This window comes from Pantoea agglomerans (assembly GCF_021397715.1).
Lineage (GTDB): Bacteria > Pseudomonadota > Gammaproteobacteria > Enterobacterales > Enterobacteriaceae > Pantoea > Pantoea astica.
Genome location: NZ_CP090207.1, coordinates 1,164,272 through 1,187,105, shown reverse-complemented (window position 1 = coordinate 1,187,105; position 22,834 = coordinate 1,164,272). Strand labels below are relative to the sequence as shown.

21 protein-coding genes are annotated in these 22,834 nt (G+C 57.8%); 8 read left to right on the top strand and 13 right to left on the bottom strand.

Going from position 1 to position 22,834, the window contains the following annotated elements; genetic code table 11:
- Positions 1–8: 8 nt before the first annotated feature.
- The 7 genes from LZU96_RS05695 to LZU96_RS05665 all read right to left on the bottom strand — a co-directional run bounded on the left by LZU96_RS05695 (position 9) and on the right by LZU96_RS05665 (position 6,090).
- On the bottom strand, positions 9–992 hold the full coding sequence (locus LZU96_RS05695) for an ABC transporter ATP-binding protein (protein ID WP_233987414.1): 984 nt from the start codon (positions 990–992) through the stop codon (positions 9–11).
- Positions 989–1,804: an ABC transporter permease gene (locus LZU96_RS05690; RefSeq protein WP_094121594.1), complete on the bottom strand. Its 816-nt coding sequence runs from the start codon at positions 1,802–1,804 to the stop codon at positions 989–991. The genes LZU96_RS05695 and LZU96_RS05690 overlap by 4 nt, the downstream gene beginning before the upstream one ends.
- The gene (locus tag LZU96_RS05685; protein WP_094121593.1) at positions 1,801–2,682 is read right to left on the bottom strand and encodes an ABC transporter permease; all 882 of its coding nucleotides are present in this window, start codon (positions 2,680–2,682) and stop codon (positions 1,801–1,803) included. The genes LZU96_RS05690 and LZU96_RS05685 overlap by 4 nt, the downstream gene beginning before the upstream one ends.
- Positions 2,682–3,704 carry an ABC transporter substrate-binding protein gene (locus LZU96_RS05680; protein WP_094121592.1) on the bottom strand — a complete coding sequence of 341 codons (1,023 nt, stop codon included), beginning with the start codon at positions 3,702–3,704 and terminating at the stop codon, positions 2,682–2,684. Before LZU96_RS05680 ends, LZU96_RS05685 begins: the two co-directional genes overlap by 1 nt.
- Positions 3,688–4,716, bottom strand: a complete 1,029-nt coding sequence (locus LZU96_RS05675; RefSeq protein ID WP_233987413.1) for a LacI family DNA-binding transcriptional regulator — start codon at positions 4,714–4,716, stop codon at positions 3,688–3,690. Before LZU96_RS05675 ends, LZU96_RS05680 begins: the two co-directional genes overlap by 17 nt.
- Positions 4,717–4,839: 123 nt before the next feature.
- Complete coding sequence (locus tag LZU96_RS05670; RefSeq protein WP_233987412.1) at positions 4,840–5,448, bottom strand: DsrE family protein; 609 nt, start codon at positions 5,446–5,448, stop codon at positions 4,840–4,842.
- 36 nt (positions 5,449–5,484) lie between these two features.
- Complete coding sequence (locus tag LZU96_RS05665; RefSeq protein WP_233987411.1) at positions 5,485–6,090, bottom strand: DsrE family protein; 606 nt, start codon at positions 6,088–6,090, stop codon at positions 5,485–5,487.
- 754 nt (positions 6,091–6,844) lie between these two features.
- Between LZU96_RS05665 and LZU96_RS05660 the strand changes: the two genes are divergently transcribed.
- On the top strand, positions 6,845–8,308 hold the full coding sequence (locus LZU96_RS05660) for a tetratricopeptide repeat protein (protein WP_233987410.1): 1,464 nt from the start codon (positions 6,845–6,847) through the stop codon (positions 8,306–8,308).
- A gap of 30 nt (positions 8,309–8,338) precedes the next feature.
- Complete coding sequence (gene arsC / locus LZU96_RS05655) at positions 8,339–8,686, top strand: arsenate reductase (glutaredoxin) (protein ID WP_233987409.1); 348 nt, start codon at positions 8,339–8,341, stop codon at positions 8,684–8,686.
- Here arsC and hda read toward each other — a convergent pair.
- The 3 genes from hda to upp form a co-directional block, all read right to left on the bottom strand.
- Positions 8,683–9,384 carry a DnaA inactivator Hda gene (hda, locus tag LZU96_RS05650; protein WP_180217190.1) on the bottom strand — a complete coding sequence of 234 codons (702 nt, stop codon included), beginning with the start codon at positions 9,382–9,384 and terminating at the stop codon, positions 8,683–8,685. The genes arsC and hda overlap by 4 nt on opposite strands.
- A gap of 106 nt (positions 9,385–9,490) precedes the next feature.
- Entirely contained in the window at positions 9,491–10,774 is a 1,284-nt protein-coding gene (gene uraA / locus LZU96_RS05645; RefSeq protein ID WP_233988136.1) for a uracil permease, read from the bottom strand.
- A 160-nt stretch (positions 10,775–10,934) separates the two neighbouring features.
- Positions 10,935–11,561 (bottom strand): uracil phosphoribosyltransferase, encoded by a 627-nt coding sequence (gene upp / locus LZU96_RS05640; protein ID WP_233987408.1) that lies wholly within the window; start codon positions 11,559–11,561, stop codon positions 10,935–10,937.
- A gap of 229 nt (positions 11,562–11,790) precedes the next feature.
- On the opposite strand from upp, the gene purM reads away from it, so the two are divergent.
- Both purM and purN read left to right on the top strand, forming a co-directional pair.
- Positions 11,791–12,831, top strand: a complete 1,041-nt coding sequence (gene purM / locus LZU96_RS05635) for a phosphoribosylformylglycinamidine cyclo-ligase (RefSeq protein ID WP_233987407.1) — start codon at positions 11,791–11,793, stop codon at positions 12,829–12,831.
- Positions 12,828–13,466 carry a phosphoribosylglycinamide formyltransferase gene (gene purN / locus LZU96_RS05630; protein WP_233987406.1) on the top strand — a complete coding sequence of 213 codons (639 nt, stop codon included), beginning with the start codon at positions 12,828–12,830 and terminating at the stop codon, positions 13,464–13,466. Before purM ends, purN begins: the two co-directional genes overlap by 4 nt.
- Positions 13,467–13,648: 182 nt before the next feature.
- On the opposite strand, the gene pstB is transcribed toward purN, so the two are convergent.
- Genes pstB through LZU96_RS05615 form a run of 3 tightly spaced genes read right to left on the bottom strand, consistent with a single transcriptional unit; the run spans position 13,649 to position 18,147 of the window.
- On the bottom strand, positions 13,649–14,416 hold the full coding sequence (gene pstB, locus LZU96_RS05625) for a phosphate ABC transporter ATP-binding protein PstB (RefSeq protein ID WP_233987405.1): 768 nt from the start codon (positions 14,414–14,416) through the stop codon (positions 13,649–13,651).
- Between the two features lie 12 nt (positions 14,417–14,428).
- The gene (gene pstA, locus LZU96_RS05620) at positions 14,429–16,063 is read right to left on the bottom strand and encodes a phosphate ABC transporter permease PstA (protein ID WP_233987404.1); all 1,635 of its coding nucleotides are present in this window, start codon (positions 16,061–16,063) and stop codon (positions 14,429–14,431) included.
- On the bottom strand, positions 16,060–18,147 hold the full coding sequence (locus tag LZU96_RS05615) for an ABC transporter permease subunit (RefSeq protein ID WP_233987403.1): 2,088 nt from the start codon (positions 18,145–18,147) through the stop codon (positions 16,060–16,062). Before LZU96_RS05615 ends, pstA begins: the two co-directional genes overlap by 4 nt.
- Positions 18,148–18,297: 150 nt before the next feature.
- Here LZU96_RS05615 and ppk1 point away from each other — a divergent pair, with 150 nt between their 5' ends.
- The 4 genes from ppk1 to LZU96_RS05595 all read left to right on the top strand — a co-directional run bounded on the left by ppk1 (position 18,298) and on the right by LZU96_RS05595 (position 22,829).
- Positions 18,298–20,358: a polyphosphate kinase 1 gene (gene ppk1, locus LZU96_RS05610; RefSeq protein ID WP_233987402.1), complete on the top strand. Its 2,061-nt coding sequence runs from the start codon at positions 18,298–18,300 to the stop codon at positions 20,356–20,358.
- A gap of 5 nt (positions 20,359–20,363) precedes the next feature.
- Positions 20,364–21,887: an exopolyphosphatase gene (gene ppx, locus LZU96_RS05605; protein WP_233987401.1), complete on the top strand. Its 1,524-nt coding sequence runs from the start codon at positions 20,364–20,366 to the stop codon at positions 21,885–21,887.
- Positions 21,888–21,928: 41 nt separating this feature from the next.
- On the top strand, positions 21,929–22,543 hold the full coding sequence (tehB, locus tag LZU96_RS05600; RefSeq protein ID WP_233987400.1) for a tellurite resistance methyltransferase TehB: 615 nt from the start codon (positions 21,929–21,931) through the stop codon (positions 22,541–22,543).
- A 100-nt stretch (positions 22,544–22,643) separates the two neighbouring features.
- Positions 22,644–22,829: a YfgG family protein gene (locus LZU96_RS05595; protein WP_031375371.1), complete on the top strand. Its 186-nt coding sequence runs from the start codon at positions 22,644–22,646 to the stop codon at positions 22,827–22,829.
- Positions 22,830–22,834: the final 5 nt, after the last annotated feature.

The window sequence follows — 22,834 nt, the reverse complement described above, 5'->3', positions numbered from 1 at the left end:
CTGACTCCTTAGCAACTAAATTCCAGTGCGGCATGGCTGGCCAGCGACCAGCTGATACGCTGTCCGGCCTGCCAGACTTCGCGGGCGTGGCGTTCGACCTGAATCGGCGTTTCCAGCCCGATATCGATCAGTAAGCGCTGCGAGGCGCCAAGAAAGGTACTGCCCATCACCATACCCTGCTGGGCATACCGGCTCTCGTCAGCCAGCAGCACATCTTCCGGCCGACAGAAACGCAGCGGTTTGCCGTGCCGATCCTCGGCAATACAGTTAATCGCCCCGACAAAATCAGCGACAAAGCGTGACGCCGGACGCTGATAAATTCCCTGTGGCGTATCGATCTGCACCAGGCGACCCTGCTCCATCACTGCAATGCGGTCGCCCAGCGCCATCGCTTCCTGCTGGTCGTGGGTCACGTAGACGGCGGTGATCGCCAGCCGCTTCAGCAGCGCGCCGATCTCCAGTCGCAGCCGTTCGCGCAGGCGCGCGTCGAGCGCCGCCAGCGGCTCATCGAACAGCAACACTTTGGGTCGGGCGGCCAGCGCACGCGCCAGCGCCACCCGCTGCTTCTGTCCGCCGGACAATTTATCAATCCCGCGCTGCGCCAGATGCGTCAGATCCACCAGCGCCAGCATCTCCGCCACCCGCGCCTCACGCTCGGCGCGCGGCACGCCCTGCACCTTCAGGCCATAGGCGACGTTCTGCGCCACGTTGAGCGTGGGAAACAGCGCGTAGTTCTGGAACACCATGCCGACATTGCGTTTCTCAATCGGCAAATTGGTCACGTTGCGCTGATCAAACCAGACTTCGCCCGGCCGATCGCTGCTCTCCAGCCCGCTGATGATGCGCAATGTCGTGGTTTTGCCGCAGCCCGACGGGCCGAGTAGCACCAGCGTTTCACCCGCCTGCACCTGCAGATCGAGCGGATGCAGCGCCACATGTTGATTAAAGCGGCGCGAACAGCCGCGCAGCGTTACGTTTACCGCCTCGTTCATGCTTGCTCCTCACGTTGCTGCCGCCGGGTTTGTCGTTCCAGCCAGTGATTACAGGCATTGAGCAACAGCAGCAGCGGTAAAATCATCAGAATAAAAATCAGGGTATAAGCGGACCCGACTTCCAGCCGCATCGAGGCGTAGCTGTCCGCCAGTCCGACCGGCAGCGTTTTGGTCAGCGGGGTGTGCAGCATCCAGGTAATGTTGAACTCGCCGACCGACAGGGTAATCACCATAAAAGCGCCAGCCAGGATGCCGTTGCGGCAGTTGGGAACCACCACGGTAAAGAAACGGTGCCAGAAACCGGCCCCGAGGCTGGCAGCGGCCTCTTCCAGGCGCGGTAGCTGAATCGCCTGCATCACCGCCAGCACCGGTCGGATCATAAACGGCAGCGTGAACAGCACATGACCAATCAGGATGAACAGCCAGCTGTCACGCAGGCTACTGAACTGGCCATACAGCAGAATAATACCCAGCGCGGTCGCCAGACCGGGCAGCGCCACCGGCAGCATCAGACACTCTTCAATCCGCGCCGCCCAGCGTGAGGGCGACTTCAGCAGGCCCCAGGCTGCCGGTACCCCGATCACCACCGTCAGCGCTAAACAGCTCAGCGCGATCAGCAGTGATAGCCAGAAGGTGTCGGCATACATCTGCCACACCTGCGCCACCCACTTCAGCGTCAGGCCACTGCGCAGGCCGACAAAATAGTTTTGCGTCACGCCCGCCAGCATCGATAACAGCACCGGCACGATCATAAACAGCGCGGTCAGGCTGGTGATGGAGATCTGCAGATAAAACAGTCCCCGGCGCTTCATGATGTGCGTTCCTCGCGGCTGGCGGTCAGCCAGCGTGCCAGCATCAGGCCCAGCCAGGCGACCGCTCCCATCACCACCGAGAGCGCGGCGGCGGTGGCGAAATTGGCGTAATTAGTGAACTCGCCGTAGATGGTCAGCGGCAGCACCGCCAGCTGCGTCCCGAGAGTAAATGCGGTGCCAAAGGCGCCCATGCTGGTGGCGAAACAGAGCGCACCGCAGGAGAGCAGCGCCGGTTTCAGACCCGGAATAATCACATCAAGGATGATGCGCCACTGGCTGGCACCCAGTGAACGGGCCGCCTCTTCCAGTGAGCGATCCAGCTTTTCACTGGCCGCCACCAGCGTGACGATGGCCCGTGGCAGCGAGAAGTAAAGGTAACCAATAAACAGCCCGCTCAGCGAGTAAGCAAGGACCCAGCGCTCCCCCACCAGGCTAAGACTGAGTTGCGCCAGCACGCCCTGCCGTCCCGCCAGCATCACCACCAGAAACCCCACCACCACGCCGGGAAAGGCCAGCGGAAAGGTCAGCAGCGCCAGCAGCGTGCCGCGTCCGTTAAAACGCTGCCGCGCCAGAAAGCAGCCAACCACGGCGGCAATCAGCAGCGTAACCAGGGTAACCGCCAGCGACAGCAGCACGGTATTAAACAGGCTTTGCAGATACTGCGGCTGGCTGATGACCGTCCAGTAGCCACTGTGGTGGCTGCTGCGATCGGCTGTCATGCCGATTTGCAACAGGCGGGCAAACGGCAGCAGCCAGAAGGCAGCAAAGAACAGCAGCGCAGGCAGCAACATCCACGGCCAGTTCGCGTCCGGCTGCCCGGCACGCGCCCGAGCACGGCCGACGCGGGCTAAGGCGTGGCCGGTTTCAGCGAGTGCCATCAGCGGATCTCACTCAGGTAACGCGCTGAGAAGGCTTTCTGGGCATCGGCCATCTGCTGATAATCGACGGTATGGGCGCGGGCGTAATCGCTGTCCGGCAGAAAATGTTTTTTGGCTTCTGCTGACATCGCCGCCGGGCGTACCGGGCGCAGATATGCATTCGCCCAGATCGCCTGACCGGGATCGGAGAGCACATAGTCGATCACTTTTTTACCGTTCGCCGGATGCGGCGCGTTTTTCACCAGGCTGATGACGTAAGGCACCGTCACCGTGCCTTCCTGCGGAATAACAAATTCGACGTTAGCGTGATCTTTATAGCGGGCGCGATAGGCGTTGAAGTCGTAGTCGAGCAGAATCGGGATTTCGCCGGAAATCAGGCGGGCATAGGCGGTCTGTTTCGGCACAATCGGCTGGTTGCGCTGCAATGCTTTAAACCAGTTAAGCGCCGGAGTGAAATCCTGCAGATTGCCGCCTTTGGCCTGATTCACCGCCACCGCCGTCACGTAACCGACAAAAGCACTGGCGGGATCGAGGTAGCCAATCATGCCTTTATATTCCGGCTTCAGCAGATCGTCCCAGGAACGGGGCACCGGTGCGCCAGCCAGCGCATCCACATTGACCATAAAGCCGAGCGTCCCGGAGTGCAGCGCCACCCATTTACCGGCCGGATCTTTCATCCCCGCCGGGATTTGATCCCAGCCGGACGGTTTATAGGCGGCGATCACATCGGCACCGGCTGCCTGGATGCCGAAGCTGACACCGTAATAAACCACGTCGGCAACCGGATTGTTTTTCTCAGCCACCAGCTGCGCCAGCGCCTGACCGGAATTTTTATTATCCTGCGGCACCTGAATGCCGGTCGCTTTTTCGATCGCTTTCAGCTGAGTGCCCCAGTCAGCCCACTCGGGCGGGCAGTTGTAGCAGATGGCATTATCCGCCGCCTGGACCCAGTGACTGGTGAGCGTGCAGCCCGCCAGCAGCGCGACGCTGAAAAGCTGTTTGATATTAACCGTGAGTAGCATGATGTTTCCCTGAAGTTGAGCCATAAAATGCCGGGGCGACACTCTCCCCAAGCCGCAAATGATGTTCCAGCCGCTCTGTGCCGCCGCCGGAGGAAGGATGTAAAAGCCGATCGATGGCGCGCGTCCCCAGCAGCGCGCCCGGCTGCACCACACTGGCCAGTGAAGGCGAGAGCTGTTCACCCAGTGCAATGCCGTCGAAACCCATCACGGAGAGCTGGCGCGGCACGCTGATGCCAGCACGCGCAGCCGCCCCCATCAGGCTGATGGCCAGCAGATCGTTGCTGCAAATCACGGCCGTCAGCGGCGATGCGGCGTGTATCAGCGGCAGCAGCGGCTGAAAATCAGATTGGGTATGGCTCGGCATTTCGATGACCGGATGCGCCATCAGACCGGCCTGCCGCATGGCATCGCCATAGCCAAGATAGCGCTGGCGCGCCCGATCAGATTGACGCATCGGCCCGGCGATCATCACGATATGACGGTGGCCCAGCGCCAGCAGATGCCCGGTCGCCTCGGCAATGGCTCGTCGGTTATCCACACACAGGCAGGGCCAGTCATGCTGCTGCGGCACGTTGTGCGTCAGGACAAACGGCATCTCTGCTGCCGCCAGCGTCGGTAACAGCGTACTGCTGTCGGCATCCGCCACCGTCAGTACCAGACCCGCCACGCGCTGGCGCAGCATATGTTCGACTATCGCCGCTTCCCGATCGGCCTGATAGTCACTGGTCGCCACCAGCAAACCGTAGCCGGCACGCCGGGCCTGTTGCTCCATCGCCTGAAGCTGCTGGGCAAAAACCGGGTTCAGCAGCGAAGGCAGCAACACGCCTAGCGTGGTGGAGTGCTGGGTGCGGAGCTGACGGGCAATATGATTCGGGCGAAACCCGAGCTCGGCCGACGCCGCCAGCACTTTTTGCAGCGTGTCGGGTTTCAGCAGATGAGGATCAGAGAAGGCGCGTGCGGCAGTGGCGCGGGAAACACCCGCCAGATTGGCCACGCTGATTAAATCGGTCATTACGCCCTCGTTTATCGTCGATGAGATCGATCTCATTGAGGCGTAAGCTAACGGCGAGATATGACAGGCGCATCGCGGTGAGGTGACGGAAAGATGACAGCGGCGTTGCCGCCGCCGGAAGGATCAGAGCATCAGAAAAGCGTACCCTTCATTTTGCAACGTGGCGACGGTAGTGCCGCTGGAGATGGTGTGCGTTACTCTCGGATCGATCCATTCACGCTCAAGCTGATGGAATGCCACCGACTGATCGCAAATCGACACCTCAACACCGGCTTTTTTCAGTTCGTCGATCAGTTTAAGGTTCGGGTTGTCGACACCGTAGGCTTTATGAAACTGGGTATTATTTAAGGCAGCTGGCACCGCATCGCTGTTAATCGAAACGACAAATTTGAGCTGGTTGAGCGGCACGCCCGCAGCGTAATAGAGGTTGGTCACGCGAGCCACCCGTTCCAGACCGAGATTGGGCTGACGAATATCGCCTTCACTGCGGTTGATCTGGAAAACAATTTTATTACTCAGGCCTGGCGTGGTGCCTGGTTTAAATGCGGGCGTATCGACATAATGTATTTTTCCGTAGCCATCAATGGCGGGCGTACTCCAGAAATCAGCCGGCTGCGTTTTATTATCCGCCATTTTCCCGCTGACCTTATCGAACATTTCCGGCAACTGTAAAACATTACCCCCAATAAAACCCGCCACCGCGGCGACCACAATAAAGGCTGCTGGACGCATGACTTATTTCTCCTGAAGTTTCAGACAAGACGTTAATTACATTGCCAGCCACGCGTAACCCTGATTTTGCAGAGTCGATACCGTGGTCGGACTGGAAAGTGCATGCACCACCGATTTATCAATCCAGTTATTGGGATAATGGTGGAATGCCACCGACTGATCGCAGACCGACACTTTCACGCCGGTTTTATTCAGCTCATCAATCAGTTTCAGGTTCGGGTTATCGATGCCATAAAATTGTCTGAAATGGGCGTTATCCAGCATGGCTGGCGTCGCATCGCCGGTCACTGACACCACAAACTGAAGCTGGTCAGCCGGAATGCCGGAGGCGATATAGAGATTCACCACCCGCGCGACCCGCTCCAGGCCCAGATTGGGTGCGGTCATGGCACCATCGCTGCGGGTAATCTGGAAAACAATTTTATTGCTCAGCCCGGCCACCGGTTTAAAGGCCGCATCAGACTCATAATGAATTTTGCCGTAGCCCGCAATGGCTGGCGTACTCCAGAAACCCGCAGGCTCCTGCGGCTCAGTTGAAATATGACTCGCCACTTTGTCATAGATTTTGCTGCTTTGTGTCACAGCCGCGCCAACCGCACCGCCGATAATGGCGATTAACACGTACGAAACCGCTGAGCGCATAACACTCCTCTCCACTAATTAATGCGTTATCGATCCTGATTCTGAATCGCGGCCTTATCTATATCACAGCGCATGAGTATTCAGCGCCTGCGTAAATTCAGGTCAGCACGCTTTACGCGATCGGGGAAATAATGCACGGACGCAATCAATAGAAAGGTTTCATCGCGTTTAAACGAAAAGACAGTATTCATCGGCCCTTAATAAACGCGAATACGTATGCAGCATCGGCAGACAACGCATAATTTAAGTCCACACCGCAGTGGAAATAAAGGTTGGCTTTCACCTTGAACGATTTAATTTCTCAATCGAAGATCTGAGCAAAAAGTGACGAAACACCCTTTTTTTTCGGAGTATACCTGGAAAAATTCATGCCACATTCAATTTTTTTGAGTGTGTTTACATAACTTTAAACTAATGAAGTGAACAGGCAGATATTGCCTTCAGCATAATCTGCTTTATTTTTCGCTGCTGCATCGGGAAATCGGTAATAAGCGGAAACAGAGCCGCCAGTTATCGCCAGCACAGGCGGGACGCCTTTTTTCGTTTAGCTCTGGTTTAGGTTTCAGAGACATTCAATTTTTTTCGTCAGAAAAGGCGATCTCGCACAAATCACTCACCATTCTGCGCAGATAACCCCATTTCTTTCTTATCATGCTCTGGTTAAGATGGTTGCGAATCGCTGTTAGCTGCGAAAAAACGGAATGTTACCGCTGCGCACCTGTCCCGTCTCAGGGCCTCTTTACAGGATTAAGGCATGTTGAACCGGTTAAAGAAAACGCTGATCGCCGCACTGCTCCCGGCGCTGATAGTAACCAGTCTGGCACCGGCTTATGCCGACGTCAGCGATTCACTGCCCGACATGGGGACCACGGCGGGCTCGACCCTGTCGATTAATCAGGAATTACAGATGGGCGACTTCTACGTTCGCCAGCTGCGCGCCAGTGCGCCCCTGATCAACGACCCGTTACTGAATCAATACATTAATCAGCTCGGACAGCGGCTGGTGTCACACGCCGATTCGGTTAAGACGCCGTTCCACTTCTTCCTGATCCAGAATGACGAACTCAACGCCTTTGCCTTCTTTGGCGGTAATGTGGTGCTGCACTCGGCACTGTTCCGGTTCACCGACAATGAGAGCCAGCTGGCCTCGGTGATGGCGCATGAAATTTCGCACGTCACCCAGCGCCATCTGGCGCGCGCGATGGAAGATCAAAAACGAAATGCGCCGCTCACCTGGGTTGGCGCGCTTGGCTCCATTCTGCTGGCGATGGCCAATCCCCAGGCCGGTATGGCGGCGCTGACCGGGACGCTGGCGGGTACCCAGCAGGGCATTATCAGCTTCACCCAGGGCAACGAGCAGGAAGCGGATCGCATCGGGATTCAGGTACTGCAGCGCGCCGGTTTTGATCCTCAGGCGATGCCCAATTTCTTACAGAAGCTGGCCGACCAGAGCCGCTTCTCCTCTAAGCCGCCCGAGATCCTGCTGACGCACCCGTTGCCCGACAGCCGCCTGGCTGATGCCCGTAACCGCGCCAATCAGATGCGGCCGGTGGTGGTCCAGTCCACGCAGGATTTCTATCTGGCGAAGGTGCGTGCGCTGGGGATGTATTCAACCGGCCGCAATCAGCTGACCGATGAACTGCTGAGCCAGTACGCCAGCGGCAACGCTCGCGAACAGCTGGCGTCGCAATATGGCAAGGCCGTGCAGTTTTTACAGGCAAAAAGCTATGCCGATGCGAAGCGCATCATCACCCCGCTGCTGGCGAAGCAGCCGGATAACGTCTGGTTCCTTGATATCATGTCCGATATTGATATCGGGCTGAATCAGCCGCAGCAGGCGATCGCTATGCTGACCGCGGCCACCGGCGCGAAGAACAGTCCGGTGGTGCAGCTCAACCTGGCCAACGCCTACGTCGAAGCGAAACAGCCCGCCAATGCCAGCCGCATTCTGAACCGCTACACCTGGAGCAATAAAGATGATCCTAACGGCTGGGATTTACTGGCACAGGCTTCAGCGCAGCAGGGTCTGAACGATGAAGAGCTGTCGGCACGCGCTGAAAGCCTGGCGCTAAATGGCCGGCTGGATCAGGCGATCACCACGCTCAGCAGCGCCAGTGCCCAGGTGCCGCTCGGCAGCCTGAAACAGGCGCGATACGATGCCCGTATTGATCAGCTGCGTCAGTTGCAACAGCGCTTTAAGCAGTATCAGAAAGGTTAAATGACCAGAGATCACAGGAGATCGCCGGAGATGGTGACGATTTATCACAATCCGCGCTGCAGCAAGAGCCGCGAAACGCTGGCGCTGTTACAGGAGCGCGGCATTGAGCCGGAGGTGGTGCTCTATCTGCAGACGCCACCGGCGAGCGACACGCTGCACATTTTGCTGCAGAAGCTGGGGATGCAGAGCGCACGCCAGCTGATGCGAACCAAAGAGCCGCTTTATCAGACGTTAGGGCTGGCGGATCAGAGCCAAAGCGAGACGGCGCTGATCGCCGCGCTGGTCAGCCATCCCATTTTAATTGAACGACCCATCGTGATTAATGGCGATCGGGCGCGCATTGGCCGCCCGCCGGAAGCGGTGCTCGACATTCTCTAAAGGCCGAGCGTCTCTTTGACAAAAGGAATGGTGAGTTTGCGCTGGGCGCTGATCGAAGCACGATCGAGCCGATCCAGCGTATCAAACAGCGTGCGCATTTCGCGATCGAGCCGTTTCAACAGGAAGCGGCCGACATCTTCCGGCAGCTCAAAACCGCGTAATCCGGCGCGCAACTGCAGCGCCTGCAGTTTATCTTCGTCGGAAAGCGGCTGCAGGCGATAAATCTGCCCCCAGTCGAGACGCGAAGCCAGATCGGGCAACTGCAGGTTAAGCTGACGCGGCGGACGATCGCCGGTAATAAACAGGCGGGTATTGCCGGTTTCCAGAATGCGGTTGTAGAGATCAAAGATCGCCATCTCCCACTCCGGCTCGCCGGCGATGCACTCGATATTATCGATGCAGACCAGTGACAGTTGCTCCATCCCTTCCAGCACTTCCGGCACGAACCAGGTACGCTTATCCAGCGGCACATAGCCGACCGCCGCACCGCGTGCAGACATTTCAGCGCAAGCCGCATGCAGCAAATGGCTCCGGCCACCGCCTTCACGCGACCAGAAGTAGAGATAGCTGCCATGTTGTTGGTTGAGAGCACCTTTCAGCGCGGCAATCAGCGACGGGTTTTCCCCCGGCCAGAAGCTGGCGAAGGTTTCGTCGTCAGGCAAATAGAGTGGCAATGACAATTGTGCCGGCGTGTTCAGAAGCACCTCAGCAAGAGAACAAGCAAAAAACCGGGGAAGTCTACCACAGTTTTCAGAAAGAGATGAATGGAGCGTCCCTGCCCCGATCTGATGCGCGTGCCGACGATCAGGAATCCTGACGATCTTCCGCTTCCAGCACTACTTCTTCCGGGCGCAGCAGTGAAATCACGCGGAAGATCAGCGCCAGTCCTACGCCAACCAGCGTGGCCAGCGCCATGCCTTTCAGCTCCGCCGCACCGATATGTACCTTCGCGCCGCTGACACCGATGATCAGGATCACCGAGGTCAGGATCAGGTTCTGCGCTTTGTTGTAATCCACTTTGGATTCGATCAGTACCCGGATACCGGACGCGCCAATCACCCCATAGAGCAGCAGCGAGACGCCGCCCATCACCGGCACCGGGATCGCCTGAATCGCCGCCGCCAGTTTACCGACGCACGACAGCAGAATGGCGAGGATCGCCGCGCCGCCAATCACCCAGGTACTGTAGACGCGGGTAATCGCCATCACGCCGATGTTCTCACCGTAGGTGGTATTAGGGGTTGAGCCAAAGAAGCCAGAGATCACCGTCGATAAGCCATTGGCGAACATCGAACGATGCAGGCCGGGATCGCGGATCAGATCTTTCTTCACAATGTTGGCCGTCACCACCAGATGCCCGATGTGTTCGGCAATCACCACCAGCGCCGCCGGCAGAATGGTGAGCATCGCTACCCACTCAAAGCGCGGCGTATAGAAGGTCGGCAGCGCGAACCACGGCGCGTTCTCGACTCCACGCCAGTCAACGATGCCCATAAACCAGGAGAGCACATAGCCGACCAGCACCCCGATCAGAATCGGGATAATCGCCAGGAAGCCACGAAACAGCACCGATCCGAACACCGTCACCGCCAGCGTAACCAGCGAGATGATCACCGTGGTGCTGTCGGGCGCGCTGCCCTCAGCCGGCAGCAGGCCTGCCATGTTGGCCGCGACGCCCGCCAGTTCCAGACCGATCACCGCAACAATCGCGCCCATCGCCGCCGGCGGGAACATCACATCCAGCCAGCCGGTACCGGCCCGCTTCACAATCAGCGCCACGATACAGAACAGCACGCCGCACAGAATAAATCCGCCCAGCGCCACCTCATAGCCCAGCGGCAACAGCAGCAACACCGGCGAGATAAACGCAAAGCTCGAACCGAGATAGGCGGGGATTTTGCCCTTACAGATAAACAGATAGATCAGCGTGCCGACGCCGTTGAATAACAGCACGGTAGCCGGGTTGATATGAAACAGAATCGGCACCAGCACCGTGGCACCAAACATGGCGAACAGGTGTTGCAGGCTGAGTGGAATGGTTTGCAGTAACGGCGGTCGTTCACTGACGCCAATGGCGCGACGAGTCATCATTTATCCCCTTATGTTATGCATCCCCTTCCGCGCTGACAGCCGCGACGAGTCACATCCACGCACAAGGCGTGAACCTGTCGCCAGCGGCAGAGGCTATCGGATTGGGGATGATGCTTTTTTGCCAAAAAAAAGCCGACTCTCCGGCCGGCTATGCGATTTATTTGGTTCCGAAAATCTTATCCCCAGCGTCACCCAGCCCGGGAATGATGTAACCTTTTTCGTTCAGTCCCTGATCGACTGACGCGGTATAGAGCTCGACGTCAGGATGCGCTTTTTCCAGCGCCGCAATCCCTTCTGGCGCCGCCACCAGCACCAGCACTTTAATGCTGCTGCAACCGGCTTTTTTCAGCAGATCGATAGTGGCGATCATCGAGCCACCGGTCGCCAGCATCGGATCGACCACCAGCGCCAGACGCTCTTCAATATTAGAGACCAGCTTCTGGAAATAAGGGACCGGCTCCAGGGTTTCTTCATCGCGGTAAACGCCCACCACGCTGATGCGGGCGCTGGGAACATGTTCCAGCACGCCTTCCATCATGCCGAGACCGGCACGCAGAATCGGGACCACCGTAATTTTTTTACCTTTGATTTGATCGATCTGCACCGGGCCATTCCAGCCCTCAATGGTCACTTTTTCGGTTTCCAGGTCGGCGGTGGCTTCGTAGGTCAGCAGGCTGCCCACTTCTGATGCCAGCTCGCGGAAACGCTTGGTACTGATATCATGCTCACGCATCAAGCCCAGTTTATGTTTGACCAGCGGGTGTCTGACTTCCACGATCTTCATTGGTGTTCTCCCGGAGTGAGTTGAGCTAAAAAAAAATCGCGGGATTATACCGCCTTTTCGCCTCTGCGCCACTTATCCTTGCGCAAAGCGGCAGCTTTTACCGGGACAAAATAAGGATTGATGAAAATCGCCCGGTGCGCAATCCCGGACTCGCAAACGTTTGCCTGCGCTGGTAGAATTGCCGCGCTTTATTTAAACCACCAACCGCAACTCGCGTGGGGACCTCGCAGTGACCGACAAGACCTCTCTCAGCTACAAAGACGCCGGTGTTGATATTGATGCTGGTAACGCCCTGGTTGACCGTATTAAAGGCGTAGTGAAAAAGACGCGTCGCCCGGAAGTGATGGGTGGACTGGGCGGCTTCGGTGCGCTTTGCGCGCTGCCGCAAAAATACCGTGAACCGGTGCTGGTCTCCGGCACCGATGGCGTCGGCACCAAGCTGCGTCTGGCGATGGACCTCAAGCGCCACGATGCGATTGGCATCGATCTGGTCGCCATGTGCGTCAACGATCTGGTGGTTCAGGGTGCCGAGCCGCTGTTCTTCCTCGACTACTACGCCACCGGCAAACTGGATGTTGATACCGCCTCCGCGGTCATCACCGGCATCGCCGAAGGCTGCCTGCAGTCAGGTTGTGCGCTGGTTGGCGGCGAAACCGCTGAAATGCCGGGCATGTACCACGGTGAAGATTACGACGTGGCCGGTTTCTGTGTCGGCGTGGTTGAAAAGTCTGAAATCATCGACGGCAGTAAAGTGCAGGATGGTGACGTGCTGATCGCGCTGGGCTCAAGCGGTCCGCACTCCAACGGCTATTCGCTGGTGCGCAAGATTCTGGAGGTCAGCAATACCGATCCGCTGACTGAACAGCTGGAAGGCAAACCGCTGGCCGATCATCTGCTGGAACCGACCCGCATCTATGTGAAAAATATTCTCAGCCTGATTGAGCAGGTCGATGTGCATGCCATTGCGCACCTGACCGGCGGCGGCTTCTGGGAAAACATTCCACGCGTGCTGCCCGACAACACCCAGGCGGTGATTGACGAGACGAGCTGGCAGTGGCCAGCGGTGTTCAGCTGGATGCAGCAGGCGGGCAACGTCAGCCGCTTTGAGATGTACCGCACCTTTAACTGCGGCGTCGGAATGATCATTGCCCTGAGCCCGGCCGACGCAGATAAAGCGGTCGCGCTGATGCAGGCGGCCGGCGAGAAAGCCTGGAAGCTGGGCGTGATCAAAGCCTCGGATGCTGAAGAGCGTGTGGTTATCAACGGATGAAAAAGCTGGTTGTCCTGATTTCCGGTAACGGAAGCAACCTTCAGTCCATCCTTGACGCCTGCGCCAGCGGGCGGATTGACGGCAGCGTTGCTGCCGTTATCAGCAATCGCGCCGCCGCCTATGGTCTGACCCGGGCGCAGGAGGCAGGTATTCCCGCGAAAGCGCTGGCGGCCAGCGACTTTGCTGACCGCGACGCTTTTGACCGGCAGCTGATCGCTGAAATCGAGGCGTTTTCGCCGGATCTGGTGGTGCTGGCGGGCTACATGCGCATTCTCAGTCGCGCCTTTGTCGCCCATTTCCACGACCGTCTGCTGAATATTCATCCTTCCCTGCTGCCGAAATATCCGGGCCTGCATACCCATCGTCAGGCGCTGGAGAATGGCGACAGCGAACATGGAACCTCGGTGCACTTCGTCACCGATGAGCTGGATGGCGGCCCGGTGATTTTGCAGGCCAAAGTACCGGTGTTCCCTGACGACAGCGAAGCGGAGATAACTGAGCGGGTGCAGCATCAGGAACATGCGATCTATCCGCTGGTGATTAGCTGGTTTATCGACGGACGACTCAAAATGCGTGATGGCAAAGCCTGGCTGGATGGGGAACCCCTGCCGCCGCAAGGCTACGCCCACGACTGACCAGGAAGGAGAAGCCCGGGCTTCTCCTGAAAGAGTCGTGGAGTAAAGGCTCAGGGAACCTACGCCCTCCGTAAAGACGCAAAAAACGCCATCCCTCACCGCGCGCCGTAACTACGGGCATAGGCTCCCATCGCTTTGCGTTTATGAGCCGTCTGCCAAAAGCCTCGCCCTTCTCCCTCTTCTTAGCCGTAGCGACCGGTGATGTAATCTTCGGTGCGCCGCTGTTTCGGGGCGGTAAAGATCCGATCGGTATCATCAAACTCCACTAACGCGCCCTGATGCATAAACGCGGTGTAATCCGAGACGCGTGATGCCTGCTGCATATTGTGGGTCACCAGCACCAGGGTAAAGTGCTGCTTCAGCGTGGTCATCAGCTCTTCAATCACCAGCGTGGAGATCGGGTCCAGCGCCGAGGTCGGCTCGTCCAGCAGTAAAACTTCGGGTTCGATGGCAATCGCCCGGGCAATTACCAGCCGCTGCTGCTGTCCGGTCGACAGGGTCAGCGCATTTTGCCCCAGCTGATCCTTCACCTCACTCCATAACGCCGCCGCCCGCAGCGCACGTTCACAGGCTTCATTCAGCACCCGCCGATCGCGCACGCCCTGCAACCGCAGGCCATATACCACGTTTTCATAGATCGACTTGGGAAATGGATTGGGCCGCTGAAACACCATGCCAACCCGCCGACGCAGTGCAGAAAGATCCTGATCCGGCCGCATGATCGGCAACCCGCCCAGCAGTACTTCACCCTCGACCCGGCAGTGATCGATCACATCGTTCATCCGATTGAAGCAGCGCAGCAGGGTCGATTTGCCGCAGCCCGATGGCCCGATCAGCGCGGTAATGCGGTTCTTCGGCACCTGCAGGGAAATATCCTGCAGCGCCTGGCGCTCGCCGTACCACAGCGAGAGATGATTCACGGTGAGCGCAATGTCAGTGTCGGGCGTCATAGTCATAGCCTGTTATTGAGTCATAAGGCGATAGCGTTCACGCAGACGGTGACGCAGGCTCATCGCCAGCAAATTGAGCGACAGAATAATCAGCACCAGCAGCAGCGCAGTGGCGAACACCAGCGGCCGGTCAGCTTCAATATTCGGGCTCTGAAACGCCAGATCGTAAATCTGGAAGCCAAGATGCATAAATTTGCGGTCCAGATGCAGATAGGGGAACACCGCGTCGATCGGTAATTCCGGCACCATCTTCACCACCCCGACCAGCATTAGCGGCGCGGTTTCGCCCGCCGCTCGTGCCACTGCAAGGATCAATCCGGTCAGCATGGCCGGGACCGCCAGCGGCAGCACCACATGCCACAAGGTTTCCGCCTGAGTGGCACCCAGCGCCAGCGATCCCTGACGCAGCGTGTTGGGAATGCGCGAGAGTCCCTCTTCCGTCGCCACGATCACCACCGGCAGCGTCAGTAGTGCCAGGGTTAACGCCGCCCATAGCAGGCCCGGCGTACCAAAGGTCGGATTAGGCAGCGCGCTGGCGAAGAACAGCTGATCGATCGTGCCGCCGACCAGCCAGACAAAAAAGCCCAGGCCAAAGACGCCATAGACAATCGACGGCACCCCGGCCAGATTGACCACCGCAATCCGCACCAGCCGCGTCAGGGCATTGCGTCCGGCATATTCATGCAGCCAGATTGCAGCGATCACCCCCAGCGGCATCACCACAATCGACATCAGCAACACCATCAGCACGGTGCCAAAAATCGCCGGAAAAGCCCCCGATTCGCTTTCACCATCTGCCGGTGAGTCGCTGACGAAACGCCACAGCTGATGCAGGAAATGCACCGTTTTTTCGCCTGCCGTCATTGCGTTGGGTTTCCAGCTATCAACAATTTCCGTTAACGGAATGGCGTGATCGATGCCGTGCACATCCCGCAGGATCAGCACGTCGCGCAGGCTCTGCTGTTGCAGGCTGGCCAGCGTCTCACTGAGTTGATCGAAGCGGCGCTGTAATGCCGCCTGATTCGCCTGGTATTCCGACTCGGTCTGAAGGTCAAAATGCCCGGCAGCGCGTTGTTTTGCGGCCTGCTCGTCGAGTTGCTCGCGCTGGCTGTTAACGCGTGCCATCTCAACCCGCCGAATCTGGTTGGCCTGCCGCAGCAGCAGTTGCACCTGCGCCAGCCGCTGATGCAGCAGCGCATCGGGGTCCTGAGCGGTTAAGACCTCATTATCCTCACGCAGGCCAACAAACCAGCCGTAAGCCTGGCCGTGACTGCGTCGCTGTAGCACCATGATTGCTTTTGGCTGGCTGACGCTGGCTGCTTGCCGGCTATAGACCACGCGGAAATCGGGCGCATCCCAGTCGCGATTGCCGGTTTTAATCAGATAACGATGCACTTGTCCGCCGCTGTTGCCCTGCTCATCCGCCGGAGCCGGAAAGCGTGGCTGATGCTCAAGCGTTTCACCCAGCAGCCGCACCTCGCGCCCATCGGGCTGGCTGAAACTGTAGAGATCAACCCGCTGCGGCCAGAAGGCCCGGACGCCCTGCCAGGCCAGCAGCCCAATCAGCAGCGTAAAGGCCAGCAGGCAGACCGCCACCGCACCGGCGGTTAGCCAGCGCCAGCGATCGTTCTGTCGCATCACCTTCATACCTGCTCCTCTTGCTGACTATAGCGCTGGCGCAGCCGCTGACGGATCAGCTCTGCTACGGTATTGATCACCAGCGTGAACAGCAGCAGCATCAGGGCGCTGAGAAACAGAATGCGATAATGCGCGCTGCCGGCGGCCGCTTCCGGCATTTCAATGGCGATATTGGCCGACAGGGCGCGCAGCCCGCTGAACAATCCGCCTTCAGTTTGCGGCGTGTTGCCGGTGGCCATCAGCAGAATCATGGTTTCTCCCACTGCGCGCCCCAGGCCGATCATCAGGGCAGCGAAGATCCCGGCGGAGGCGCCAGGCAGCACCACGCGGGTCAGGGTTTGCCAGGGTGTTGCCCCCAGCGCCAGCGATCCCTGCCCCAGCGCCGCGGGCACGCTGAACAGCGCATCTTCAGAGAGCGTAAAAATCAGCGGCACCAGCGCAAAGCCCATCGCCAGCGCCGCCACCAGCAGGTTGCGCTGTTCGTAATGCGGCAGCCAGTCGCCCGCGTCGGGAATAAACAGCGTCGGCAGCCACAGCGTCAGTAAGGTGACCAGCAGCAACAGCGGCAGCAGAATCAGCACTTCGCGGCCCGGCTGTCGCCAGCGCGGTGGCAAACGTGCGCTGAGCACACCGCACAGCAACAAACTGCCCGCCAGCGTCAGCGGCAGTAACAGCACACCAACCAGCGCCTGACTGATGTGCGGGGCCAGCCAGACACCGGCAATCAGGCCCACCACCACACTCGGCAGCGCGCCCATCATTTCGATAGCCGGTTTAACCCAGCGGCGCAGGCCCGGCGCCATAAAGAATGCGGTATACATGGCTGCCGCCAGCGCCAGCGGCGTCGCAAACAGCAGCGCTAAACTGGCGGCTTTCAGCGTACCCACCACCATCGGTACCAGGCTGAACTTGCCCTGATAGCTGTCGCCTGCCGCCGTCGATTGCCAGATATAGTCCGGTTTCGGGTAGTTTTCGTACCAGATTTTCTGCCAGAAGTTACGCCAGGTGACATCCGGCCACGGGTTATCCAGCCGCAGGGTTTGCCAGCTGCCCGACCGTTCAATCAACAGCGTGTCGCCACGCGGCGAAAACTGCGCGTCGAGAATGCCTGGCGCCAGCTGGCGTTGCAGAACAGGCCCATCCTGCTTGCTGGCGAACAGCCGCAGCAGGCCGCTTTCACTCAGAGTGGCAAATACCCGACGCTGCGATTCGGTGATGACAATCGCCGGTCCGTCACTGTGGCTAAAGGTACGGATGCGTTGCAGCCGCGGACCCTGCGGGCTGGCGATGGCAAACCACTGGGTAATGCCATTCTGATCCTGAATCAGCAGGCTTTTTCCGCCCACCAGCAGATGCAGGCTTTGCGGACGCTGCGGCAGCGTCTGGGTTTCACGCAGCAACGCCTGATCATCATTGAGTTGCCAGACGCGCAGCACGTTGCCTTCGGTGGTATAGAGCAGATCGCCCGCCGGGGAAAGGGCCACCAGATCCAGGTGCTGTTGCGGCAGGTCAATGGTGGCGGCCTGCTGATCGGTGCCGAGCGTCAGCACCGTCAGTCCGGCATCGGTCAGCGCGGCGATACGCCACTGACCCGCATGGCGGGTCGCCAGCGCCATTTTTGTCACCGCGCCCTGTGGCAGATGAAACGGTTTATCGCCCAGCGGAAAACGCCACTGCTGTTGCGCCGTCGGCTGCATCAGCATCAGCGCGCCCTGCATATTCAGCAACAGCGTCTGAGCGTCAGCGCTGCGCACCACCTGTTGCGGTGCCGGCGATAAGGCCAGCGCCGGTTCTGCCGGCTGGCCATTCAGCGGAATAAACCGTGCTGCCCCGCGTTCACTGATGCGCCAGCCGGTGCTGCCATCATTGCCGAGCGCTAACGCCGGTGCGCGATCCCATAACTGCTGCTGACTGGCGATATGAAGCTGTGGTGCGCTAAACAGCGGTAATACCACGCCAATCAGCCAGCAAAACAGCAATAGCATCAGCAGCAGAATCGCAACGCCACAGGACGTGACCAGTCGCCGCGTCAGACGGTCAACGGCACGACGCTTTAGGTCGCTAAACTGGACGGGGATGTGGTTTACGCTCATGCGGTTCCGGTAGCAGGCTAAAACAAGCCGCTATGTTGCCCGTAGCCGGTTGATAAGACAACTATTGACGTTGGACAACGCTGCCATACTCTCGCCATAATGATCGTGGACACTGGATCTTCAGTCCTGCAACCGCTATATGGAGTGAGAATGGGTCAGGTAAAGCTTTATATTGAAAAAGAATTAAGCTGGTTATCCTTTAATGAACGGGTTTTGCAGGAAGCGGCGGACAAAAGTAATCCGCTGATTGAGCGGATGCGTTTTCTCGGCATCTACTCCAATAACCTTGATGAGTTCTATAAGGTGCGTTTCGCCGACCTGAAACGCCGCATTCTGATCGGTGAAGAGCAGGGTTCCGCCAGTACGCCACGCCATCTGTTTAAGAAGATCCAGCAGCGGGTTCTCAAGTCTGACCAGGAGTTTGACGCGCTGTATAACGATCTGCTGCTGGAGATGGCGCGTAATCAGATCTTCCTGATTAACGAACGTCAGCTGTCGCCGAATCAGCAGGCGTGGCTGCGCCACTATTTCAAGCATGAGCTGCGTCAGCACATCTCGCCGATTCTGATCACCCATGAAACGGACCTGACCGAATTTCTGAAAGACGATTACACCTATCTGGCGGTGGAAATTATTCGCGGCGATAACATTCGTTATGCGCTGCTCGAGATCCCGTCTGATAAAGTGCCGCGCTTCATTAACCTGCCGGCTGAGCCACCGCGCCGCCGTAAGCCGATGATCCTGCTGGATAACATTTTACGTTACTGCCTGGACGACATTTTTAAAGGCTTCTACGACTACGACGCGCTCAACGCCTACTCAATGAAAATGACGCGTGACGCCGAGTACGATCTGGTGACGGAGATGGAATCAAGCCTGCTGGAACTGATGTCCTCCAGCCTGAAGCAGCGCCTGACCGCTGAGCCGGTGCGCTTCGTCTATCAGCGTGATATGCCGGATTCGATGGTTGAGTTGCTGTGTCATAAGCTCTCCATTTCCAACTTCGACTCGATATTGCCCGGCGGTCGCTATCACAACTTTAAAGACTTCATCGGCTTCCCGAACGTCGGCAAAAACAACCTGGTGAACCGGCCGCTGCCGCAGATTCGCCATATCGGCTTCGACGGCTTCCGCAACGGCTTTGATGCGATTCGCGATCGCGACGTGCTGCTCTACTATCCTTACCATACCTTTGAACATGTGCTGGAGCTGCTGCGTCAGGCGTCGTTTGACCCCAGCGTGCTGGCGATCAAAATTAATATCTATCGCGTCGCCAAACACTCACGCATCATGGATGCGATGATTCATGCCGCCTATAACGGCAAAAAAGTCACGGTGGTGGTCGAGCTGCAGGCGCGCTTTGATGAAGAGGCGAACATCTACTGGGCTAAACGCCTGACCGAAGCGGGCGTCCACGTCATTTTTTCTGCGCCCGGGCTGAAGATCCACGCCAAACTGTTCCTGATCTCCCGTCGTGAGGGAGAAGAGATTGTGCGTTACGCGCATATCGGTACCGGTAACTTCAATGAGAAAACCGCCCGTCTCTATACCGATTACTCGTTACTGACTGCCGATGCGCGTATCACCAACGAAGTGCGTCGGGTGTTTAACTTTATTGAGAACCCTTACCGCCCGGTCACCTTCGATCATCTGATGGTGTCGCCGCAAAACTCGCGCCGGATGCTGTATGAGTTGATCGATACCGAAATTGCCAATGCGCAGCAGAAAAAGCCGTCCGGCATTACTCTGAAAATTAACAATCTGGTGGACAAAGGACTGGTTGACCGGCTTTATACAGCCTCCAGCGTGGGGGTTAAAGTCAATCTTCTGGTACGCGGCATGTGCTCATTGATCCCCGACTTGCCTGGGATCAGTGAAAATATTCGTGTCATCAGTATCGTTGACCGTTATCTGGAACACGATCGCGTCTATATTTTTGACAATGGCGGCGATAAAAAGGTGTTCCTCTCCTCGGCTGACTGGATGACGCGTAACATTGATTACCGCATCGAAGTGGCGGTGGCGATTCTCGATCCACGCATTAAGCAGCGCATACTCGACATTATTGCTATTCAGTTAAGTGATACGGTAAAAGCCCGCATCGTCGATAAAGAGTTGAGTAACCATTACGTCCAGCGCGGCAATCGTCGCAAAGTGCGATCGCAGCTGGCCATTTATGATTACATCAAGAACCTGGAACAACCTGAATAAATCCTATGCCAATTTCCCATAAAAGTACGCCAAAACCCCAGGAGTTTGCGGCGATCGACCTCGGATCGAACAGCTTCCACATGGTCATCGCCCGGGTGGTGGATGGCGCGATGCAGGTATTAGGTCGCCTTAAACAGCGCGTCCATCTGGCTGACGGGCTGGATGCCAACAATCGCCTGAGCGAAGAGGCGATGGAGCGGGGATTAACCTGCCTGGCGCTGTTCGCGGAGCGCCTGCAGGGATTCAGCCCCAGCAACGTCACCATTGTCGGCACCCATACGCTGCGTCAGGCGGTTAACGCCGAGACCTTTTTGCAGCGTGCCGCCGAGGTGATCCCCTACCCGATTGAGGTGATTTCGGGCCATGAAGAAGCGCGTCTGATCTTTATGGGCGTGGAACATACTCAGCCGGAGAAAGGCCGCAAGCTGGTGATCGACATCGGCGGCGGTTCAACCGAACTGGTGATTGGCGAGGATTTTGAGCCGCAGCTGGTGGAAAGCCGCCGCATGGGTTGCGTCAGTTTCGCCCAGCTCTATTTCCCTAACGGCGAAATCAGCCGCGAAAATTTCCGTCGTGCCCGCTTAGCGGCAGCGCAAAAACTGGAGACGCTGGCGTGGCAGTACCGCCTGCACGGCTGGCAATATGCGCTGGGAGCCTCCGGTACCATCAAGGCCGCCTGCGAAGTGCTGCAGGCGATGGATGAGAAAGAGAAGCTGATTACCCCTGAGCGTCTCGACAAACTGTATGACGAAGTGATCAAACATAAGTCGTTTGCCGCGCTGAGTCTGCCCGGCCTGTCGGAAGAGCGCAAAGGGGTATTTGTACCGGGTCTGGCAATTCTGTGTGGGGTGTTCGACGCACTGGCGATTCGCGAGCTGCGCCTCTCTGATGGCGCGCTGCGTGAAGGCGTGCTGTATGAAATGGAAGGCCGTTTCCGGCATCAGGATATCCGCAGCCGCACCGCGCAGAGTCTGGCGAATCATTACGCCATCGACAGCGATCAGGCGCGTCGCGTGCTCGACACAACCGAACAGCTCTATCTGCAATGGCGCGATCAGAATCCGAAACTGGCGAACCCGCAGCTGGCGGCGCTGCTGAAGTGGGCGGCGATGCTGCATGAAGTCGGGCTGACCATTAACCATAGCGGCCTGCAGCGCCACTCCGCCTATATCCTGCAAAACACCAATATGCCGGGCTTTAACCAGGATCAGCAAATGCTGCTGGCGGCACTGGTAAGATTCCACCGTAAAGCGGTGAAGATCGATGAGCTGCCACGGGTGACGCTGTTTAAGAAAAAGCAGTTCGTGCCGCTGATCTTCCTGTTGCGTCTGGGTACCCTGCTGAACAATCAGCGCCAGGCTACCACCAGGCCAGATACGCTGGTCCTGAAATGCGATGACGGCCACTGGACGCTGATATTCCCGACGGGTTACTTCAGCCAGAACACGCTGGTCCAGCTCGATCTTGAGCGCGAACAGGGGTACTGGAATGATGTTACCGGATGGAAACTGATTCTCGAAGAAGCCTGATAACGTGGGCGCCTGGCGCCCATCCAACTGAACTGATAACCATGACACAACAAACCGAACGTCTGCGTGACGAAAACTATTTCGCCGAAACCTACGGCCTGACGCCGCCGCACTCTGAAGTGGTTGCCGCGCTGCCGATGCTCAACGTCGGTAAGGCGCTCGATCTCGGCTGTGGCGGCGGTCGTAATACGCTGTTTCTTAATCAGCAGGGTTTCGAGGTAACTGCCTGGGATCACAATCCGCAGAGTCTGGCACGCCTGCACGATATCATCGGGCGCGAAGGCCTGAGCGGTATCCACACCGAGCAACGCGATCTGAACAACACGCGCTTTAATGGCGGCTATGATTTTGTGCTGTCGACCGTGGTGATGATGTTCCTGCAGCCGCAGGCCATTCCGCAGCTGATTGCCGATATGCAGGCCTGTACGGTGAGAGATGGCTACAACCTGATCGTGGCGGCGATGAACACCGACGATATGCCCTGCCCTGGCGACTTTACCTTTGCGTTTAAATCGGGTGAGCTCAGCCATTACTACCGTAACTGGCACATCGTGAAGTACAACGAACATCCCGGCCAGCTGCACCGTAAAGATGAAAACGGCAACCGCATCACCTGCCGCTTCGCTACTCTGCTGGCGCAGAAAGCCAGTTACTGATCTTTGTCTGCTGTTTTTTTCAACAGCGATTGATTTCATCTGGCGACTGTGACTAAATATTGCAGTCGCCCAGCATGGGTCATTACAGGAACCACCCCGCGTGAACAGCGCTATTTCTCCCCGAAGACGTCAAAAAACCGGCACCATGACCCGCATCGTGTTGCTGATCAGCTTTATCATTTTGTTTAGCCGCCTGATTTTTATCCTGCCTGCTGCTTTCGAACATCACCAGCAACAAAAATCGCTGCCTGAACCGGTTGCCGTCAGTTCTGGCGATACGCGTTAGCGAAC

Bases quoted from the DNA above. Each gene is read 5' to 3' on its own strand.
- LZU96_RS05695 (WP_233987414.1), bottom strand. From the start codon at position 992: ATGAACGAGGCGGTAAACGTAACGCTGCGCGGCTGTTCGCGCCGCTTT.
- LZU96_RS05690 (WP_094121594.1), bottom strand. From the start codon at position 1,804: ATGAAGCGCCGGGGACTGTTTTATCTGCAGATCTCCATCACCAGCCTG.
- LZU96_RS05685 (WP_094121593.1), bottom strand. From the start codon at position 2,682: ATGGCACTCGCTGAAACCGGCCACGCCTTAGCCCGCGTCGGCCGTGCT.
- LZU96_RS05680 (WP_094121592.1), bottom strand. From the start codon at position 3,704: ATGCTACTCACGGTTAATATCAAACAGCTTTTCAGCGTCGCGCTGCTG.
- LZU96_RS05675 (WP_233987413.1), bottom strand. From the start codon at position 4,716: ATGACCGATTTAATCAGCGTGGCCAATCTGGCGGGTGTTTCCCGCGCC.
- LZU96_RS05670 (WP_233987412.1), bottom strand. From the start codon at position 5,448: ATGCGTCCAGCAGCCTTTATTGTGGTCGCCGCGGTGGCGGGTTTTATT.
- LZU96_RS05665 (WP_233987411.1), bottom strand. From the start codon at position 6,090: ATGCGCTCAGCGGTTTCGTACGTGTTAATCGCCATTATCGGCGGTGCG.
- LZU96_RS05660 (WP_233987410.1), top strand. From the start codon at position 6,845: ATGTTGAACCGGTTAAAGAAAACGCTGATCGCCGCACTGCTCCCGGCG.
- arsC (WP_233987409.1), top strand. From the start codon at position 8,339: ATGGTGACGATTTATCACAATCCGCGCTGCAGCAAGAGCCGCGAAACG.
- uraA (WP_233988136.1), bottom strand. From the start codon at position 10,774: ATGACTCGTCGCGCCATTGGCGTCAGTGAACGACCGCCGTTACTGCAA.
- upp (WP_233987408.1), bottom strand. From the start codon at position 11,561: ATGAAGATCGTGGAAGTCAGACACCCGCTGGTCAAACATAAACTGGGC.
- purN (WP_233987406.1), top strand. From the start codon at position 12,828: ATGAAAAAGCTGGTTGTCCTGATTTCCGGTAACGGAAGCAACCTTCAG.
- pstB (WP_233987405.1), bottom strand. From the start codon at position 14,416: ATGACGCCCGACACTGACATTGCGCTCACCGTGAATCATCTCTCGCTG.
- pstA (WP_233987404.1), bottom strand. From the start codon at position 16,063: ATGAAGGTGATGCGACAGAACGATCGCTGGCGCTGGCTAACCGCCGGT.
- LZU96_RS05615 (WP_233987403.1), bottom strand. From the start codon at position 18,147: ATGAGCGTAAACCACATCCCCGTCCAGTTTAGCGACCTAAAGCGTCGT.
- ppk1 (WP_233987402.1), top strand. From the start codon at position 18,298: ATGGGTCAGGTAAAGCTTTATATTGAAAAAGAATTAAGCTGGTTATCC.
- ppx (WP_233987401.1), top strand. From the start codon at position 20,364: ATGCCAATTTCCCATAAAAGTACGCCAAAACCCCAGGAGTTTGCGGCG.
- tehB (WP_233987400.1), top strand. From the start codon at position 21,929: ATGACACAACAAACCGAACGTCTGCGTGACGAAAACTATTTCGCCGAA.